The 16,954-nt window shown below is 63.0% G+C and carries 17 protein-coding genes; 5 read left to right on the top strand and 12 right to left on the bottom strand.

Annotation, left to right across the window (positions count from 1 at the left end):
* Nucleotides 1–146: 146 nt before the first annotated feature.
* Both AC0L7I_RS00905 and AC0L7I_RS00900 read left to right on the top strand, forming a co-directional pair.
* On the top strand, nucleotides 147–1,562 hold the full coding sequence (locus tag AC0L7I_RS00905) for a DEAD/DEAH box helicase (RefSeq protein WP_473397652.1): 1,416 nt from the start codon (nucleotides 147–149) through the stop codon (nucleotides 1,560–1,562).
* A gap of 104 nt (nucleotides 1,563–1,666) precedes the next feature.
* Nucleotides 1,667–2,644, top strand: coding sequence for an NAD(P)H-dependent flavin oxidoreductase (locus AC0L7I_RS00900; protein WP_473397651.1), 978 nt, complete (start codon nucleotides 1,667–1,669; stop codon nucleotides 2,642–2,644).
* 46 nt (nucleotides 2,645–2,690) lie between these two features.
* Here the strand turns inward: AC0L7I_RS00900 and AC0L7I_RS00895 are convergent, their stop codons facing one another.
* From AC0L7I_RS00895 to AC0L7I_RS00845, 11 genes are all read right to left on the bottom strand, one after another.
* The gene (locus tag AC0L7I_RS00895; protein WP_473397650.1) at nucleotides 2,691–3,104 is read right to left on the bottom strand and encodes a Fur family transcriptional regulator; all 414 of its coding nucleotides are present in this window, start codon (nucleotides 3,102–3,104) and stop codon (nucleotides 2,691–2,693) included.
* A gap of 47 nt (nucleotides 3,105–3,151) precedes the next feature.
* On the bottom strand, nucleotides 3,152–3,607 hold the full coding sequence (rimI, locus tag AC0L7I_RS00890) for a ribosomal protein S18-alanine N-acetyltransferase (protein WP_473397649.1): 456 nt from the start codon (nucleotides 3,605–3,607) through the stop codon (nucleotides 3,152–3,154).
* Nucleotides 3,604–4,248, bottom strand: coding sequence for a tRNA (adenosine(37)-N6)-threonylcarbamoyltransferase complex dimerization subunit type 1 TsaB (tsaB, locus tag AC0L7I_RS00885; protein ID WP_473397648.1), 645 nt, complete (start codon nucleotides 4,246–4,248; stop codon nucleotides 3,604–3,606). Before tsaB ends, rimI begins: the two co-directional genes overlap by 4 nt.
* A gap of 13 nt (nucleotides 4,249–4,261) precedes the next feature.
* Nucleotides 4,262–4,861, bottom strand: coding sequence for a malonic semialdehyde reductase (locus AC0L7I_RS00880; RefSeq protein ID WP_473397647.1), 600 nt, complete (start codon nucleotides 4,859–4,861; stop codon nucleotides 4,262–4,264).
* Nucleotides 4,862–4,903: 42 nt separating this feature from the next.
* Nucleotides 4,904–5,485 carry a NifU family protein gene (locus AC0L7I_RS00875; protein WP_473397646.1) on the bottom strand — a complete coding sequence of 194 codons (582 nt, stop codon included), beginning with the start codon at nucleotides 5,483–5,485 and terminating at the stop codon, nucleotides 4,904–4,906.
* Between the two features lie 81 nt (nucleotides 5,486–5,566).
* The gene (locus tag AC0L7I_RS00870; RefSeq protein WP_473397645.1) at nucleotides 5,567–6,625 is read right to left on the bottom strand and encodes a hypothetical protein; all 1,059 of its coding nucleotides are present in this window, start codon (nucleotides 6,623–6,625) and stop codon (nucleotides 5,567–5,569) included.
* Between the two features lie 180 nt (nucleotides 6,626–6,805).
* Nucleotides 6,806–7,264 carry a copper chaperone PCu(A)C gene (locus AC0L7I_RS00865; protein WP_473397644.1) on the bottom strand — a complete coding sequence of 153 codons (459 nt, stop codon included), beginning with the start codon at nucleotides 7,262–7,264 and terminating at the stop codon, nucleotides 6,806–6,808.
* 86 nt (nucleotides 7,265–7,350) lie between these two features.
* On the bottom strand, nucleotides 7,351–8,385 hold the full coding sequence (trpS, locus tag AC0L7I_RS00860; protein ID WP_473397643.1) for a tryptophan--tRNA ligase: 1,035 nt from the start codon (nucleotides 8,383–8,385) through the stop codon (nucleotides 7,351–7,353).
* A 24-nt stretch (nucleotides 8,386–8,409) separates the two neighbouring features.
* Nucleotides 8,410–9,966 carry a murein biosynthesis integral membrane protein MurJ gene (gene murJ / locus AC0L7I_RS00855; protein ID WP_473397642.1) on the bottom strand — a complete coding sequence of 519 codons (1,557 nt, stop codon included), beginning with the start codon at nucleotides 9,964–9,966 and terminating at the stop codon, nucleotides 8,410–8,412.
* A gap of 22 nt (nucleotides 9,967–9,988) precedes the next feature.
* A complete protein-coding gene (locus tag AC0L7I_RS00850; RefSeq protein ID WP_473397641.1) occupies nucleotides 9,989–12,838 on the bottom strand; it encodes a [protein-PII] uridylyltransferase in 2,850 nt (949 codons plus the stop codon).
* A gap of 31 nt (nucleotides 12,839–12,869) precedes the next feature.
* The gene (locus tag AC0L7I_RS00845) at nucleotides 12,870–13,340 is read right to left on the bottom strand and encodes an Lrp/AsnC family transcriptional regulator (protein WP_473397640.1); all 471 of its coding nucleotides are present in this window, start codon (nucleotides 13,338–13,340) and stop codon (nucleotides 12,870–12,872) included.
* 110 nt (nucleotides 13,341–13,450) lie between these two features.
* On the opposite strand from AC0L7I_RS00845, the gene AC0L7I_RS00840 reads away from it, so the two are divergent.
* Nucleotides 13,451–14,653 carry a methionine gamma-lyase gene (locus tag AC0L7I_RS00840; RefSeq protein WP_473397639.1) on the top strand — a complete coding sequence of 401 codons (1,203 nt, stop codon included), beginning with the start codon at nucleotides 13,451–13,453 and terminating at the stop codon, nucleotides 14,651–14,653.
* Here AC0L7I_RS00840 and AC0L7I_RS00835 read toward each other — a convergent pair.
* Nucleotides 14,650–15,015, bottom strand: a complete 366-nt coding sequence (locus AC0L7I_RS00835) for an EthD domain-containing protein (RefSeq protein WP_473397638.1) — start codon at nucleotides 15,013–15,015, stop codon at nucleotides 14,650–14,652. The genes AC0L7I_RS00840 and AC0L7I_RS00835 overlap by 4 nt on opposite strands.
* A 161-nt stretch (nucleotides 15,016–15,176) precedes the next feature.
* Between AC0L7I_RS00835 and AC0L7I_RS00830 the strand changes: the two genes are divergently transcribed.
* Together AC0L7I_RS00830 and AC0L7I_RS00825 are read left to right on the top strand one after the other, a co-directional pair.
* The gene (locus AC0L7I_RS00830; protein ID WP_473397637.1) at nucleotides 15,177–15,854 is read left to right on the top strand and encodes a nitroreductase; all 678 of its coding nucleotides are present in this window, start codon (nucleotides 15,177–15,179) and stop codon (nucleotides 15,852–15,854) included.
* Nucleotides 15,855–15,932: 78 nt separating this feature from the next.
* A complete protein-coding gene (locus AC0L7I_RS00825; protein WP_473397636.1) occupies nucleotides 15,933–16,940 on the top strand; it encodes an SDR family NAD(P)-dependent oxidoreductase in 1,008 nt (335 codons plus the stop codon).
* Nucleotides 16,941–16,954 lie beyond the last annotated feature (14 nt).

Below are 16,954 nucleotides of genomic sequence, written 5' to 3'. Positions count from 1 at the left end.
CGCATTGATCGTAAGCCTATCCGGTTTCGCGTCGAGTGCGCACCAGAACCGGGATGCCGATCTTGAACAGGCTTCCTAAACAAACAGAGCCATAAGCGCGCGCGGGCACGAGCCTCAACGCTGCGCCTGAACATGAAAGAGTCATTTTGACCCAATTTACCGAACTCGGCCTCGCCGAGCCCGTCCTCAAAGCCATTACAGCTCAGGGCTATACCAATCCTACCCCGATCCAGGCGCAGGCCATTCCGGCGCTGCTCAAGGGCCGGGACGTCGTCGGCATTGCGCAGACCGGCACCGGCAAGACCGCAGCCTTCGTGCTGCCGCTGCTGAGCCTGCTGGCCACCAAGCCATCCCGTCCGGCCCCGCGCACGGCACGTGTCCTGATCCTGGCGCCAACCCGCGAACTGGCCGCGCAGATTGCTGACAGCGTGCGCGCCTATGGCAGTCACATGCGCCCAAGTGTTGCGGTTGTTGTCGGCGGCGTGAAGCCCGGCGGCCAGATCAAGGCCATGTCGCGCGGCGTCGATTTCCTGATCGCGACGCCCGGACGCCTGCTCGACCACATGGACACCCGCGCCATCAGCCTGGCTGACACGACGGCCGTGATCCTCGACGAAGCTGACCAGATGATGGACCTTGGCTTCATGCCGGCCATCCGCAAGGTCATGGCGGCTGTTCCGAACAAGCGCCAGACGATCCTCTTCTCGGCCACCATGCCGAAGCCGATCCGGGCGCTTGCTGACGACTTCCTGCGCGAACCGGTCGAGATTGCCGTCACGCCGGAATCGAAACCTGTCGAGCGCATCGAACAGGCCGTCTACATGATCAAGGGCACTGCGAAGCCTGACTTCCTTGCCGAGCTGCTTTCAGCCGACGACATGGACCGTGCCATCGTCTTCACACGCACCAAGCATGGTGCCGACAAGGTTGTGAAACATCTTGGCAATAACGGCCTCTATGCCGAAGCCATTCATGGCAACAAGAGCCAGAACCAGCGCATCCGCGCCCTCGACGCCTTCAAGAGTGGCAAGGCCCCGATCCTGGTTGCCACCGACATTGCCGCACGCGGCATTGACGTCGATGGTGTCAGCCACGTGATCAATTTCGACATGCCGAACATTTCGGAATCCTATGTCCACCGCATCGGCCGTACGGCGCGGGCGGGCAAGAGCGGCATCGCGATCTCACTCGTCGGCAATGACGAGCGTGCCTACCTGCGCGATATCGAGAAGCTGACGGGAAAAGCGATCCCACGCCTCGACCCGCCTGCCGGCACGGCGCTCGACCTGTCGCTGCCGGAAGAAGAAGGCCCGCACAAGCAACAGCGCAATGGCGGCCGCAGCCGTCCGGGCGGCGGCGGTAGCCGCGGCGGACATTCACGCAATGGCGGCGGCAAGCCGCGCGCCCACGGCCAGGGCGGCAAGCCGAAGGCCGGTGGTTCGTCGAATGGCAGGCGCAAGCCTGGCGGCAAGCCCGGTGGCCAGCGCGCCGGCAATGGCGGCGGCGGTGGCAATGCTGCCCCCACGCGCAGCCGGGGCTCATGGTCGCCTGCTTCCAGCTAAGTGCGGACGGGCCGGCCTGACCGGTCTTTCCCCATCGTCAACCTTGCGATACGCGCCGTCCTTGTTCAAGGATGGCGCGTATTCGTTTTGAGGAGGACGGCCCCATGAAAACCCGTATCACCGAGATGTTCGGTATCCAGCATCCCATCATTCAGGGCGGCATGCACTATGTCGGCTTTGCCGAGATGGCGGCTGCGGTGTCCAATGCCGGCGGCCTTGGCATCATTACCGCGCTGACGCAGAAGACGCCGGCTGACCTCGCCAACGAAATTGCCCGTTGCCGCGACATGACGGACAAGCCAATCGGCGTGAACCTCACGTTCCTGCCGGTGGTCAATGCGCCCGACTATCCGGGCTATGTCAAAGCCATCATTGACGGCGGCGTGAAGGCCGTCGAAACCGCTGGCAACAATCCGGTCCAGGTCCTGCCCGTGCTCAAGGAGCATGGCATCAAGGTCATCCACAAATGCACAGCCGTGCGCCATGCGCTGAAAGCCCAGTCGATCGGCTGCGACGCGGTCAGCGTGGACGGGTTCGAATGCGGCGGTCACCCCGGCGAAGATGATATTCCCAACATGATCCTGCTGCCACGGGCCGCTGACGAACTGGACATCCCGTTCGTGTCATCCGGCGGTCAGGCTGACGGTCGCAGTCTCGTTGCCTCGCTCGCCATGGGCGCTGACGGCATGAACATGGGCACCCGTTTCATCGCCACGAAAGAAGCGCCCGTGCACCAGAACGTGAAAGACGCAATCGTTGCGGCCAGCGAACTCGACACGCGCCTCGTCATGCGCCCGCTTCGCAATACCGAGCGCGTGCTGACGAACGCCGCTGTCGAGCGCCTGCTCGTCAAGGAAAAGGAACTTGGTTCCAACATCCAGTTCAAGGACATCGCTGAAGAAGTCGCAGGCGTCTATCCACGCATCATGATGGACGGCGAAATGGATGCGGGCGCGTGGAGCTGCGGCATGGTTGCCGGCCTGATCCACGATATCCCGACTTGTAAGGAACTGATCGACCGGATCATGGCAGAGGCCGAAGAGATCATCTCCAAACGGCTATCCGGTTTCCTGAATGCCTGAATGGGTTTGAAAGCGCCGCCTTTCCCAAAAGGGGAAGGTGGTGTGCCTATTCGCCGTCTTTCAGTGGAACGCCATAGAGTTCGAGCCGGTGATCCACCAGCTTGTAGCCGAGCTTGCGAGCGATTTCGATCTGCAGTTCCTCGATCTCCTCGGAATGGAACTCGACCACGCCGCCGGTCTTGATGTCGATCAGGTGGTCGTGATGCTCGTCCGGCACTTCTTCATAGCGTGCCCGGCCATCGCGGAAATCGTGTCGTTCGATAATGCCGGCATCCTCGAACAGCTTCACCGTGCGATACACCGTCGCCAGCGAAATCGAGGAATCCATGGAATTGGCGCGCCGGTGCAATTCTTCGGCGTCGGGGTGGTCGTCTGACGTCGACAGGATGCGCGCGATCACGCGACGTGGCTCCGTCATGCGGAGACCTTTTTCAGCACAGAGTTTTTCGAGTCGATCCATTTCGCTGTTCTGCCTTTAACGGTGGGGGAAGTCCAGACGTGGGCCTGTCAAACCGACAAGTCCCGCGACATCAGGATTGCTGCGGCAGGAATGTCCCTGCCGGTCGTGTAATACCCGGGACGGCGGCCATCCTCGGTGAATCCAAGCCCCTCATAGAGTTGCCTTGCGGCGATATTATCCTCAGCGACATCCAGCGTGATCCTGCCAATGCCGCGCTCGCCAAGCCGGGACGTGAGGCCGCCCAGCAATTGCTTGGCTATGCCGGTCCGCTGCAGGGCCGGGTCTGTTGCGATCGTGAGAATGTCCGCTTCACCGGCCACGATTTGCACCAGTACAAACCCGGCAAGGCCACCATGCTGTTCGATCCCAAGGGCCAGCGATGTACTTTCTGACAGTAGGTCACGAAAGGCCGCAGGGCTCCAGGGATCGGGAAAGCCGGTTGCATGCAGCATCGCGACCCGTCCGGCATCGTCCGGCCTGAGCACGACCAGCGGCAGGGTCATGGCTTCGATCCGGGCAGGGTCGCGTCCGGCTCGCGGGCATAGACGGGGGAGGGCGGATGGCTGGCCGGGTCAAAGCCGGCAGCCTTGAGCGCGGCCGTGATGGCCGAAGGCCGCATCGGGCGCGAATCGAGCCGTTCAGTGGTTTGGCCCAATGCCTCTGCGCCATCAATGAAGACCGGCACGGAAAATCCGGTCAGCATGGCTTTCAGGTCCGCGAGGTTGACCTCGACCGGCGGCGCGATCCCGGCGTCGCCTTCCAGTCCCTGAACCCACCAGGTCTGGTCGGGCGGGCGCTTCTGCGCGAGCAGCGCGCCGAGGCTGTTGCCTTCCATACCGGCGGGAATGGCCGCTTCCAGGCTGGTCACGCCGATGCATACGGCGCCGGTGACCAGGCTGAGACCACGTGCATAGGCAACCCCGATCCGGATGCCCGTGAAACTGCCGGGGCCGGTGACAACAGCGATCCGGTCAATGTCTGCCAGTGCGACGCCAGCGTCTGCCAGTACGCCGTCGACAAAGCCGGGCAGTTGCCTGTCCTGTCCGCGCGCCATGGCCTCCCGCGCGTCGGCAAGAATTTCGCCGTCGCGTACCACTGCCGCTTCCAGGGCAGCGAAGGCCGTATTGAGGGCGAGAACCAGCATTCCGGGCGCGGCTTCAGAGAATCCGGCAGGCTGTGTCGAAGTCCAGCCGTGGGCTGCGATCAAACAGTTTGGATTTGTCGCCATGGCCGATATTGCAGATGAAATTGGCGCGCCAGTGATTCATCTCGCCGTCCTGGCTCTGGAAGAATTCGGCATTGACGCCGTCCGCATCGAAACCGGACATCGGGCCACAATCGAGGCCCAGCGAGCGGGCGGCGATCATCAGGTAGGCGCCCTGCAGCGAACCGTTGCGGAAGGCTGTCTCGTCGCGATTGCTGTTGAACCAGTCCTTTGCGCCGGGCGCATGCGGAAACAGCGCCGGAATCTTCTCCTGGAAATGAAGGTCATGGGCGATGATGCAGGTCCAGGGTGCGGTCAGGGTCTTGTCGTGGTTGCCGGCAGACATGTGCGGCGCGAGACGCTTCTTGCCTTCGTCCGTGGTTACCCAGACAAACCGGGCCGGCGAGCAATTGGCGCTGGTCGGGCCCATCTTGGCGAGATCATAGACGGCGCGCACGAGAACTTCCGGCACCGACTTGTCGGTAAATCCGTTGTGGCTGCGCGCATCGCGGAAGATGACATCAAGGGCGTGGTCGTTGACCGGATGGGCCATGGGCGTCGTTTCCTTTTGTGATTTGAATTCCGGGCTCGGTCCCTAGAGGACTGCTTCAACCGCCGTTACTTCCGGAACATAGGTTTTCAGCATGTTCTCGATGCCCTGCTTGAGAGTCATTGTCGAGGAGGGGCAGCCGGCGCAGGCCCCGCGCATCGACAGGTGGACAATGCCGGTGTCCGGCTCGAAGCGATGGAAAATGATATCGCCGCCATCCTGGGCCACAGCCGGGCGAACACGGGTTTCAATGAGTTCCTTGATTTCCGCAACGATCTCGGCGGATTCGCCCTCATAAACCGTGCCGTCATCGTCGGCGCCGTCGGACGCGACAGCGCCATCCTCGACCACCGGCAACCCGGCCATGAAATGGTCCATGATCGCGGCCAGGACCATCGGTTTGACGTGTTTCCAGTCGCGCCCTGTATCCTTGTTGATCGAGACGAAATCGCTGCCCAGGAAGACGCGCTCCACACCATCGACCTGGAACAGGGCGCGGGCGAGCAGGCTCATCCGGGCGCTGCCAATGTCGGGAAAATCGAACGGGCCGAGCTCACCGGCCACAGGCAGGCCGGGCAGGAATTTTATCGTATCCGGGTTCGGGGTGGGTTCGGTCTGGATGAACATGGGCTTAGGGGCCCCTCTCGCATGGTTGTTTCCATGCTGAGATGGCCCGAAGACGCTATGTGTTCAAGGGCTAAGCGGCGTTCAGGGTGCGGTGGCAAGCAGATCAGGATCAAGCGAAGCGACCGATTCCAGGTCTTCCTGGGGCAGGGCGTCAAGAGCGTCGGCAAGGGCCAGCGACGCGCTCTTGGCTTCTGCAAGGAAGAATCCCATGCTGGCTAGGTGATTGGCCATCAACAAGCCGTCACCGGGCTGGTTCGATACAATCAGCGGCTTCATGCGCGCGGCGCGGCCCCATGCATCCTTGGCGCGGGTCATGGCGTCCTGCACTGCAGGCGTCCGGCCGAGGCGGGGTTCGGCGCGTTCAGCGGCCATCAGCATTTCGCGGGCAACATGGGCACGGGCCTTTGCGCCATAGAAGGCGACGATGTCGGTGCGGCTGGCAGGCCATTCGACGACGTCGCGGTTGATCTGGGCCGAAAGGTCCGTGAGATCGGTTTCAGCCCAGCCGGCAAACTGGCGCGATTCGGCCTTGAGCAGTTCAAGCCGGTCGGGCTGAACGGCCAGGCCGCGCGCGGCGCGGGTGTCGAACCGGTTGAGCGCCTCTGCAGCAGAAGTCAGGCGCGGACGCATATCGTCGCCCGGCATGCCGTGCAGCAGGCGGGCTGCAGCCGTGAGGTCTGCGTCGGGTTCACCATTGACCGGGCTCATCACGGCAAGAAGGCGCGTGTGTTCTGCCAGCGCATCAGCTGTGGCTTTCTGCCAGGCAGGCATGGCGGTCAGGCGTGCTTGCGGGTGCCAATTGGCACGGTCACCGGCCCAACCGGTGCCTTCCAGTTCGCGGGCAATCTTGTTGATGGCGACGCCCGCTTCAGGCGAAGCCCAGTTCTGGCTCGAGGCGAGCAATACGTCGCTGTCGTCGATCCGGTGCGACATCACGGTCATCACCGGGTAGGCCAGTATCGCGCCAACGACGACGCCGATTTTCATCATCAGGATTGATCGGCGCCACCAGCGCTGGAAGAACAGCATGACCGGACTGGGTTCAGCATAGTCGAAGGTCACGAGATGATCGGTACCAATCCGGGTCACGACGGGCCCTTCCTCCTGGTAGGCCGCAGGCAAGCGACTATCAAATGCCATCCACTCTACTTTCGAACGCTGAAACTGTTGCTATTACGACACTATGCGGGGATTTCCCTGTCATTAACAGTCCCTTAACCGTTAAATCTCGGCAACCCGGATTTCTATGTGCAAAAGCCCTGCCAAAGCCCTTGTCAGGCCTTGGTTTTTTCACGCGTGGCGTGGCCAAAAAAATAGCAGTTAATCGCCCTGGCCGATGATTTCCGCCTTCGAGACCAGCAATTGTTCCCTGCCCTGACCATTGCTGAAAGTCAGCACGAGATCGACTTCGTCGCCGATGGCGACGCTCGGCTTCACTCCGAAGAACATCAGGTGGTTCGCGCCGCGTTCGAGCACGAGCGGGTTTTTCTCCGTCACTGGCAGCGACTCGACCTGGCGCATGCGCATCATGCCTCCCTCCATCGTCATGGAGTGAATTTCCACACTCTCGGCAATCTCGGCAGAGACTGCGATCAGTGCTTCATCGGCCCCTTTTACGGTGATCACCATTCCGCCGCTGGAGACGGAGCGTCCTTCGGCGGGCTTCACGATATAGGCGTCAGAAATTTCCAGTACGCTGGCGCCGTCGGGAATCGGCTTCGAGCAGGCGGCGATCAGGCCGAGCCCCAATAGCGCGGCGGCGAGAGGAGAAAATTTCATCGTGCGACCTTTCGAATGAATGACGTCGGACCAGCCTAAGGGCTTTGCCGGACAGGCGAAAGATGCCGCGCTGCCGCAATCGGCGATCAGACCTGCCAGAATCCAATAATGCGACGCACTTCGTTCATCACCGGCGCAGCGATTGCGCGGGCCCGATCCGCCCCGGTTGCAAGCGCCCGGTCAATCCCGGCAGGGTCGGCGAGGATTTCGCGATACCGCGCTGTGATCGGAGACAGGTGCGCAACGGTCACGTCGGCAAGGGCCGGCTTGAACACGCCAAAGCCCTTTCCGCCAAATTCGGCCAGCACCGCGTCGACCGTTTCGCCCGACAGGGCGCTGTAAATGCCGACAAGGTTCTCGACTTCCGGACGGCCTTCGAGGCCAGCCGCTTCGCTCGGCATGTCGCCGAGGAGGTCTGTCTTGGCTTTCTTGATCTTCTTCGCAATCTCGTCGGCTGTGTCGACCAGGTTGATGCGCGACAGGTCCGACGGGTCGGACTTCGACATCTTCTTGGTCCCGTCCTTCAGGCTCATGATCCGGGCGCCGGGGCCCTTGATCAGCGGCTCCGGCAGCGGGAAGAAGCCCGGAACGTCATAGTCCCGGTTGAACCGGTCGGCGATGTCGCGCGACAATTCGAGATGCTGCTTCTGGTCTTCGCCGACAGGCACGTGCGTCGCCTTGTAGGCGAGAATGTCGGCAGCCTGCAGGACCGGATAGGTGAACAGGCCGACCGAGGCGCGTTCGGAATCCTTGCCGGACTTGTCCTTGAACTGGGTCATCCGCTCGACCCAGCCCATGCGGGCCACGCAATTGAAGATCCAGGCGAGTTCGGTATGCGCCAGCACGGCCGACTGGGGGAACACAATCGCCTTGTTCGGGTCGATGCCACAGGCCAGGAAGGCCGCCGCGATCTGGCGGGTCTGGTCGGCCAGGGCACCTTTCTCCACGGGCAGGGTGATCGCGTGCAGGTCGACGACGCTGTAGATGCAGTCATGCGTGTCCTGCAGGTCGACGAATTTCTTCAACGCGCCGAGATAATTGCCAAGGTGCAGGTTGCCCGTGGGCTGGACGCCGGAGAAGACGCGCTCGGGGCCGGTATAGGCGGGGGTCGTATCTGTCATGGGCAGGGCCAATAGCGCGTTTGGTCAGCGGCGCATAGTGCGGCGGATGTCGCTGATCCGGACAGCGCCGGTCACGAGTGCGGCAAGCGTATAGGACACGCCGCCGGCCAGGACGATGGCGAGGGCGGTCAGGGCCTTGCTGTGATAGAGATGGGCCCTGATCGGCTCCAGGTTGGCCACCATCAGCCAGACCACGACCGACATGATCGCCGTGGCGAGCAGCGCCCGCGCCAGTCCGGAGGCCAGCTTCGGTCCCGGACGGTACCAGTCACGCCGGATCAGCGTTGACCACAGCAGTGCGACATTGACCCAGGCAGCGATACTGGTGGCAATCGCAAGGCCGATAAAGCCCTGCTGCCCGGCACTTTTCATCCAGAAGAACAGGCCTGCGCCGAGGGCGGTATTGATGAATACCGACACCAAGGCGTAGCGCATCGGAGTTTTCGTGTCCTCGCGGGCGAAATAGGCCGGTGCCAGAACCTTGATCAGCACGAAGGCCGGTACGCCCCAGGCGAAGTGGAACAGCGCGCTGCCTGACTGGAAGGCATCGTCGGGCAGGAAGGCTCCGCGCACGAAGAACGCGTCGATCAGGAAGACCGGGGCCAGCATCAGCGCGGCAGCCGCCGGCAGCGTCAGCGCCATGGCCAGGCCGATGCCTTCATCCATGGTCGCGCGGCTGGATTCCTCGTCCAGCGCCCGCGCCGCCCGCGACAGGCGCGGCAGGATCGCGATGCCGACCGCCACGCCGACCAGCCCAAGCGGCAGCTGGTAGAGCCGGTCAGCCGCATAGAGCCAGCTCTTGGCGCCAACTTCGAAACTCGCCAGCGACTGGCTGACAATGATGTTGATCTGGGTGCCGCTGGCCGCAAACGTGCCGGGCAGGGCGAGCAGCATGACCTTTCGTACGGCGGGCGTCAGGCGCGGCCAGCCGATCAGGCTGAGATGCACCTTCTGGCGGCTGACGCCCCACCAGAGTGCGCCGGCCTGCAGCACACCGGCGACGAAATAGGCTATCGCCGCAGCCTTGGCCGTTGTGACAGGATCTGTGCTGACAAAGGCGGCGGGTATGAGGCAGAGGTTCAGGAGTGTCGGAACGCCTGCCGACAGGATGAACCGTTCCGACGAATTCAGCACGCCGGACAGGAGTGCGCCGAGCGCCATGAAGGTGAGGTAGGGCATGGTGATCCGCGTCAGGAAGACGGCAAGATCGTAGTGCACCGTGTCGTCGGCCTGTCCGCCATGGATCAGCAACAAGACCCAGGGCATGAAAATCTGCGCGAGAATGGTCAGGGCAGCGGTGGCCGCGAACAACACCCGCATCGCTTCCTGCGCCACCACGCGGGCGGCTTCTGCGCCTTCGGCTTCCAGCGTTCGGGCATAGGTGGGCACGAAGGCGGAGGCGAAGGCGCCTTCGGCAAAGACACGGCGGAACAGGTTCGGGAATTGCTGTGCGGTGGCCCAGGCGTCGCCGATCGGCCCGGCGCCTATGCGCGCGACCAGCAGTATGTCGCGTACCATGCCCAGCACGCGGCTTGCCAGCGTGAGGGATGATTGCACGAGTGTGTTGCGCGCGACGCTCATGCGAGATTCCTTCGGTGAATTCTCAGAAACTGTCCACGGCGCGGGACCGTTTCAGTTTACGGGCCGGCGTTTGCGGTGCATCCAGTTCTTCGCGTCCGAGTACGGCGAGAAGACGTTCTTTCAGTAAATCCTTGCGCGCTTTTGTGCTCATTTTCTGGCCACGCGCATTCTGGACGTAGAAGGCATCGAACACGCGCTCGCCATAGGATCCGACATGCGCCGAGTGGATCGACAGTTTCATGTCCGCCAGCACGTCAGCGACTTCGTGCAACAGGCCGGGCCGGTCGCGTCCGCCGATGTCGATGACCGTGTAGTCCGCCGAGAGGTCGTCGCGAATCTGTACCGAGGGCTGCACGAGGAAGGCCGCCTCGCGGCGTCCCGCCCGAGTCTTGACCTCGCCCGCGATTGGGCGGCCTGCCAGCGCGTCTCTCATGGCTGCCTCCAACCGTTCCATGCGTGGCGCGTCGCCTGCCGCGAAAGCGGCCTTGTTGTGGTCCTGCAGCATGAAAATGTCGACGATCCGGCCGCTATTGCTGGTGAAGACCTGCGCCGAGACCACGTTCGCGCCCAACCGTGCAAGCGTGCCGGCAAGGTCGGCGAACAGGCCGGTCCGGTCGGCGCCGGACACGATCATGGCCACCGCGCCGCCATCGGCAAGATACCGGTGCGCAACCGTGTCGTCGTCATCGGTCAGCACGCTTGCCTGCCATGCCAGGTCATCCGGGTCGAAGCCGGTCCAGTAGGCGGTTTCCATTTCCAGCATGATCGCTGGTACGCTGCCGATCTGGTCGACCAGCGCCTCGCGGCGGCGTTCGGCGCGCGCCTCAAGTTCGGCCATGACCCCGGCTTCGTCGGTGCGGCCTCCGCGCAGGGCGGCTGCCGTATTATTGTAGAGATCGGCCAGCAACTGGCCTTTCCAGGCGTTCCAAACAGCCGGTCCCACGGCCTTGATGTCGGCAACTGTTAGAATATAGAGCAGGCGCAGGCGCTCCAGCGAACCGACAAGGTCTGCGAATTTGGCCACGGTGCGCGGATCGGAAATATCCCGCTTCTGGGCTGTCTCGCTCATCTCGAGATGATGCCCGACCAGCCAGGCCACGAGTTCGGTCTCGGCTTGCGGCAGACCCAGTCGTTCGCACGCACGTGCCGATGTCTTGGTGCCTTCGATCTGCTGGTCGCCCTTGCCCTTGCCGGTGTCATGCAACAGCATCGCCAGGTACAATGCCCGGCGGTTTTCCAGCAGCGGGAACAGTTCGGAGACCAGCGCGACCCGGTCGCCGCGCCCGTGTTCCATGTCGGAAATGTAGGCGACCGCGCGAATCGTGTGCTCATCGACTGTATAGTGATGATACATGTTGAATTGGGTCTGGGCCACGATGCCGCCGAATTCCGGTATCAGGCGGCCGAGCAGGCCGGATTCGTTCATCCAGCGCAACACCTGTCCCGGACGGTCGCCGCCCATGATGGCTTCCAGAACCAGTCGTCGTGCTTCTGGCTGTTCGCGAACCGGTTCGTTGATGCCGCGCAGGTTGCGGGTCAGCGCCGTGAGGGCGTCCGGGTGGATGTCCTTGCCTTCGCGCCGCGCAATCGTGAACAGGCGCAGCATGTTCAGCGGGTCGGTTTCCATCACGTCTTCGCTGGCCACGTTGATCCGGCCATTGTCGAGGGTGAACCCCTTGTCCTTGAGTGCCTGGGGCGCACGAACCGGCAGGAAGCGGCGCAGGCCCTCGGGCTTCTTCTTGTGGTCGGCTTCCAGTTTCGCGGCCAGGATCCGGGTCAGCCCGCCGACATCCTTGGCGATCAGGAAATAGCGTTTCATGAAACGCTCGACGCCCTGCTGCTCGCCGCGGTCGCGATAGCCCATGCGCGAGGCAATCTCCGGCTGCAGGTCGAAGCCGAGCCGTTCTTCCGGCCGTCCGGTCACGAAATGCAGGTGGCAGCGCACGGTCCAGAGGAATTTTGCCGCCCGGATGAAGACGGCATATTCATGCTCGGTGAACGGACCGTTGCGCATCACGTCTTCCAGCGTCGTGCCGCCATACATGTGCTTGGTGATCCAGTAGAGCGTCTGCAGGTCTCGCAGGCCGCCCTTTCCCTCCTTCAGGTTCGGTTCGACAACATAGCGCGCATCGCCGTGACGGTTATGGCGCGCGTCGCGTTCGGCCAGCTTGTCGGCAATGAACTGGGCGTCCTTGCCCTTGACCGCGTCCTTCTGGAACAGCTCGAACATTTCGGCAGCAAGCTCTTCGTCGCCGCAGATGAACCGCGCGTCCAGCATGGATGTCTTGATCGTCACATCCTCGCCGGCAAGCTTCACGCATTCGTTCGGTGTGCGGAATGCGTGGCCGACTTTCAGGCCCATGTCCCACATCGCGTACAGCATGTACTCGATCACGCTCTCGGTGTGCGGGCTGGCCTTGTAGGCGCGCAGGAACAACAGGTCGGTATCGGAAGAGGGCGCCATCACCCCACGCCCGTACCCGCCGGTTGCGACAATCGCGATCCGCTCGGCCTCGGTGGGGTTGCGGGCGCGAATGACATGCGTGGTCGTGTAATCGTAGAGGGCGTGGATCACTTCGTCCTGCACCGCGCAGAGGAGGCGGGCCGTGTCGAGCCCGTCAGCGCCCTGCTGCAGGCGTTCCTGTGCGATCATGCGGCCGCGAAACAGCGCGGCGTGCAAATGATCGATGGCGACCTTTCGGGCCGCCTGCGGGTCGCCCAGATTGTTCTGGGCCGCCGCCGTCAGCTTCACCCTCAGCGCGCGCCCGTCGATAATGTTGGAAATCCGCCAGCGCCCGGGACGCCGCTTGGACGGGCTGCGCGTCTCGACAAGGCTTGGCGCATTGGGGGCAGGCATCGAGGTATCGGTCATACATGTCCTATAGCAGGTCCGGCGCCGCCGCCTATGGTTGCTTTGCCGCGATTACGGGCAGTCCGCGCGACTGTTTGACGACTCCATAGGCGAAACTGGTTTCCATTGAGGCAATGCCCGGGATCTTGTGAATGGTCTGGCGCACCAGCTGTTCATAATCGTCCAGGCTGCGCGCGATCACCTTCATCTGGTAGTCCTCGCCGCCGGCCATCAGGTAGCAGTCGAGCACATGCTCGATCTCGGCAATCCGTTCCTCGAAGCGCCGCACGGTCTCATCCGAATGATTGGTCAGGCGGATGCGCACGAAGCCGGTCACAGGGAAGCCGCAGGTCTTCTGGTCGACCAGCGCCGTATAGCCCGTAATCACCCCGGCGGCCTCAAGGTTGCGCACCCGGCGCAGGCAGGGCGAGGGCGACAGGCCGACTTCGGTGGACAATTCCTGGTTGGTCAGCCGCCCGTCGCGCTGCAAAACTTTCAGAATCTTGGCATCTGTCGCATCCATTCAAAGAGTTATTGGCAGATTCTGCCAATATGCAAGAAAAATATAGCACGAATAGGCGAAACTCGTCGGGCAACCTGTGCTATACTGATATAAACTCAGGAGATACGCCCATGGCCTATGATTCCTCACGCCCGCTTGGCTTTGCCACCCGCGCCATCCACCACGGTTACAACCCGGCGGACAATGCCAACGCGCTGACCCCGCCGCTGCATCTCACTTCCACCTTCGCCTTCCCGACCGCCGAACAGGGCGGGGCGCTGTTCGCGGGCGAGGCCGAAGGCCACGTCTATTCGCGCATATCAAACCCCACCGTCGCGCTGCTGGAATCCCGTATTGCCAGCCTTGAGGGCGCCGAGGCGGGCCTGTGCACCGCGTCAGGAATGGGCGCCATCTCGGCGACGATGTGGACGCTGGTCAAACCCGGCGACGAGATCATCACCGACAAGACACTCTATGGATGTACCTTCTCCTTCATGCGCGACGGCCTTTCGCGCTTTGGCGTCACGATCACCCATGTCGACCTGCGCGACCCGGAAAACCTCCGCGCCGCGATCAGCGAAAAGACGCGCATCGTGTATTTCGAAACCCCCGCCAACCCGAACATGCGTCTCGTCGACATCCGCGCCGTTTCTGACATCGCCCATGCGGCCGGCGCCCTCGTTGTCGTCGACAATACCTATGCCTCGCCCATGCTCACCCGGCCCATCACGCTCGGGGCGGACTTCGTGCTCCACTCGGCCACCAAATACCTCGGCGGCCATGGTGACCTTGTCGCTGGCGCGGTCTGCGGCCCGGCCGAGGCCATCCACGAGATCCGCATGGTCGGCGTCAAGGACATGACCGGGTCCGTCATGGCGCCGTTCAATGCCATGCTGGTGATGCGCGGCCTGAAGACGCTGCAGCTGCGCATGGCCCGTCATTGCGAGAGCGGGATGAAGGTCGCGACATGGCTTGAGGCCCAGCCCGGTGTTTCCGCCGTTTACTATCCGGGCCTGCCGAGCCATCCGCAGCATGACCTCGCCAAACGACAGATGCCCGGCTTTGGCGGCATGATCGCGTTCGAGCTCGAAGGCGGTTACGACGCGGGCATCGCGATGATGAATCGCCTACAGCTCATCCGCCGCGCCGTCAGCCTCGGCGACGCCGAAACCCTGATCCAGCACCCGGCCAGCATGACCCATTCTACCTACTCACCAGAGGAGCGCCACGCCCACGGCATCAGTGACGGCCTCGTGCGCCTGTCAGTGGGACTGGAGGATGTGGCGGACCTGCTCGAAGATCTGGCGCAGGCGCTGGGAACAAACGCGAACTAACCTACCACTACATGCTCATCGCCAAACCAGAGCGGTGAGTTGGCAAGGTCGATGAATTTCTTCTCGTCCGCGAGCAGTTCGGCGCCCGCCTTGGCGGCGGCCTCGCTCGTATTGGCGGCCATCGCTTCTTCGCTTTCGAACCAGAGTTCGGCGACGCCGTCATAGGCGTCCGGGCCGCCACGTGAGCCCTGCATCGCATCGTTCAGCGCCGGGTGCCCCGTATGCAGTTGAACATAGCGCAAAATGCCCAGCGTCTTGGCGTGTTTCGCGACCAGCGGCGCATGCTGTTTGCGCCAATAGGTCTGGAAATCCTCCCGGCTGAGATGGGGCAGGCGGCGAAGGCAGAAGCTGAGCTTGATCATGGGCGCAAGCCTATTGCCGCCGCCGTGCCCTGTCGACCGGAATCGATCCGCCTGCCGCTACGACAGGCTTGGCAGGCACGCCCCGTCTGCACACAACCGGTTCAGTATATCGCGCGAACATGTTTAAAAACGCGCGAAGAGACATCTCAGGAGGGTCACCAGTGGAATTCAAGGACGTGGTCATGGGCCGGCGCAGCATTCGCGGCTACCAGAAGAAACCCGTGCCGAAGGCGCTGATTCGCGAAGTGCTGGAAATGGCCATGCGCGCGCCCACCTCGCTCAACACCCAGCCATGGAATTTCTACGTCGTCGCTGGCGCCGTGCTTGATCGCATCCGCGATGGCAATGTCGAGCGCAACCTTGCCGGCGTACCGCACTCGCGCGAGTTTCGTCTGGGTCCCGACTATGCGGGCGTCCATCGCGAACGCCAGATCGGTATCGCGGTCCAGCTGTTCGAGGCCATGGGCATCGAACGCCATGACAAGGTGAAGCGCCATGACTGGGTGCTGCGTGGCTTCCGCCAGTTTGACGCGCCGGTCTCCATCGTCGTCACCTATGACAAGTCGATCCAGGGCAGCGACATTGCGCCGTTCGATTGCGGCGGCGTGGTCAATTGCCTCGTCAATGCCGCCTGGTCGAAGGGCCTCGGCTGTGTGATCAACTCGCAAGGCATCATGCAGTCGCCTGTCGTGCGCGAACATGCCAAGATCCCTGACGACCAGGTCATCCAGACCTGCGTCGCCATGGGCTGGCCCGACGACAGTTTCCCTGCCAACGCTGTCGTCTCGACGCGCAAGTCGGTTGATGACGCCGCGACATTTCTCGGCTTTGAGGATTGATCCGGCGGGGGGCTGGGCGTGCCGGGCGTGACCTGCGGGCCGCGCGCTGGTACGCTGCCATAAAACAGGAGGTCCCTCATGCCGAACACACTGGAACTCAACCGACGCCACCTGATGATGGGGGCCGGACTGGCGGCAACGGCCTTTGCCGCCGGCGCAGCGCAGGCACAGGCTGAAGGCCATGCCACCGCGCCGGACCTTTCCGGCAAGTCGATCCTGATCACCGGGTGTTCGTCGGGCTTTGGCCGCCTCGGCGCGGAGCACTATGCGCGCCTCGGCGCAAAAGTGTTTGCGACCATGCGCAACCTTCCGCGTCCGGAAGCGGATGAACTGACTGCCCTCGCGGCCAGCGACAAGCTCGACATTACCGTGATTGAAATCGATGTGACCTCGGACGCGCAGGTCGAGGCCGGTGTCGCCGAGGCGCTCGCAGCAGCTGGCGGCGCGATCGACGTCCTGATCAACAATGCAGGCATCGCCTTTGCCGGGCCGATCGAAGTGCAGGACATGGAAGCGACGCAGCTCATCTTCGATACCAATGTTTTCGGCCCGCAGCGGATGATCCGCGCCGTGCTGCCTGCCATGCGTGCGGCCGGCGCCGGACAGGTCTTCAATATTGCGTCCCAGCTCGGCCGCGTCATTGTCCCGGGCTATGCCCATTATTCGCCGACAAAGTTCGCCCTCGAAGCGCTCAGCGAACAGCTTGCCTATGAGACCGTGACGCAGGGCATTGAGGTGACGGTCATCGAGCCCGGCGGCTATCCGACAAAAATCTGGGAAAACCAGGTTGTCCTGTCGGCGGGGCTGAAAGCCCGGCTGCCGGACGAGTTGCTGGCGGCCTATCCGCAGATGACGGCGTCCATGGGCGTCGACAATGGCGGTGGCGGCGGCAGCACGGACCCGATGGACATTCCGCGCAACATTGCCGAAATCATCGCCATGCCTGCTGGCAAGCGCCCGCTGCGCCGCGCGGTACACCCGGTGTCGCGCCCGCAGGAGCCCATCAACGAGGTCTCCGCGAGGCAGCAACTGGCCATGCTCGGCGGCTCGCCCTACGGCCCGCTGGTCAAGGCTGTGCTGGACTAGGGGCAGAGGCCCCC

This window comes from Hyphomonas sp. J20-32 (genome assembly GCF_055808555.1).
This window is presented reverse-complemented; position numbering and strand designations above follow the sequence as displayed.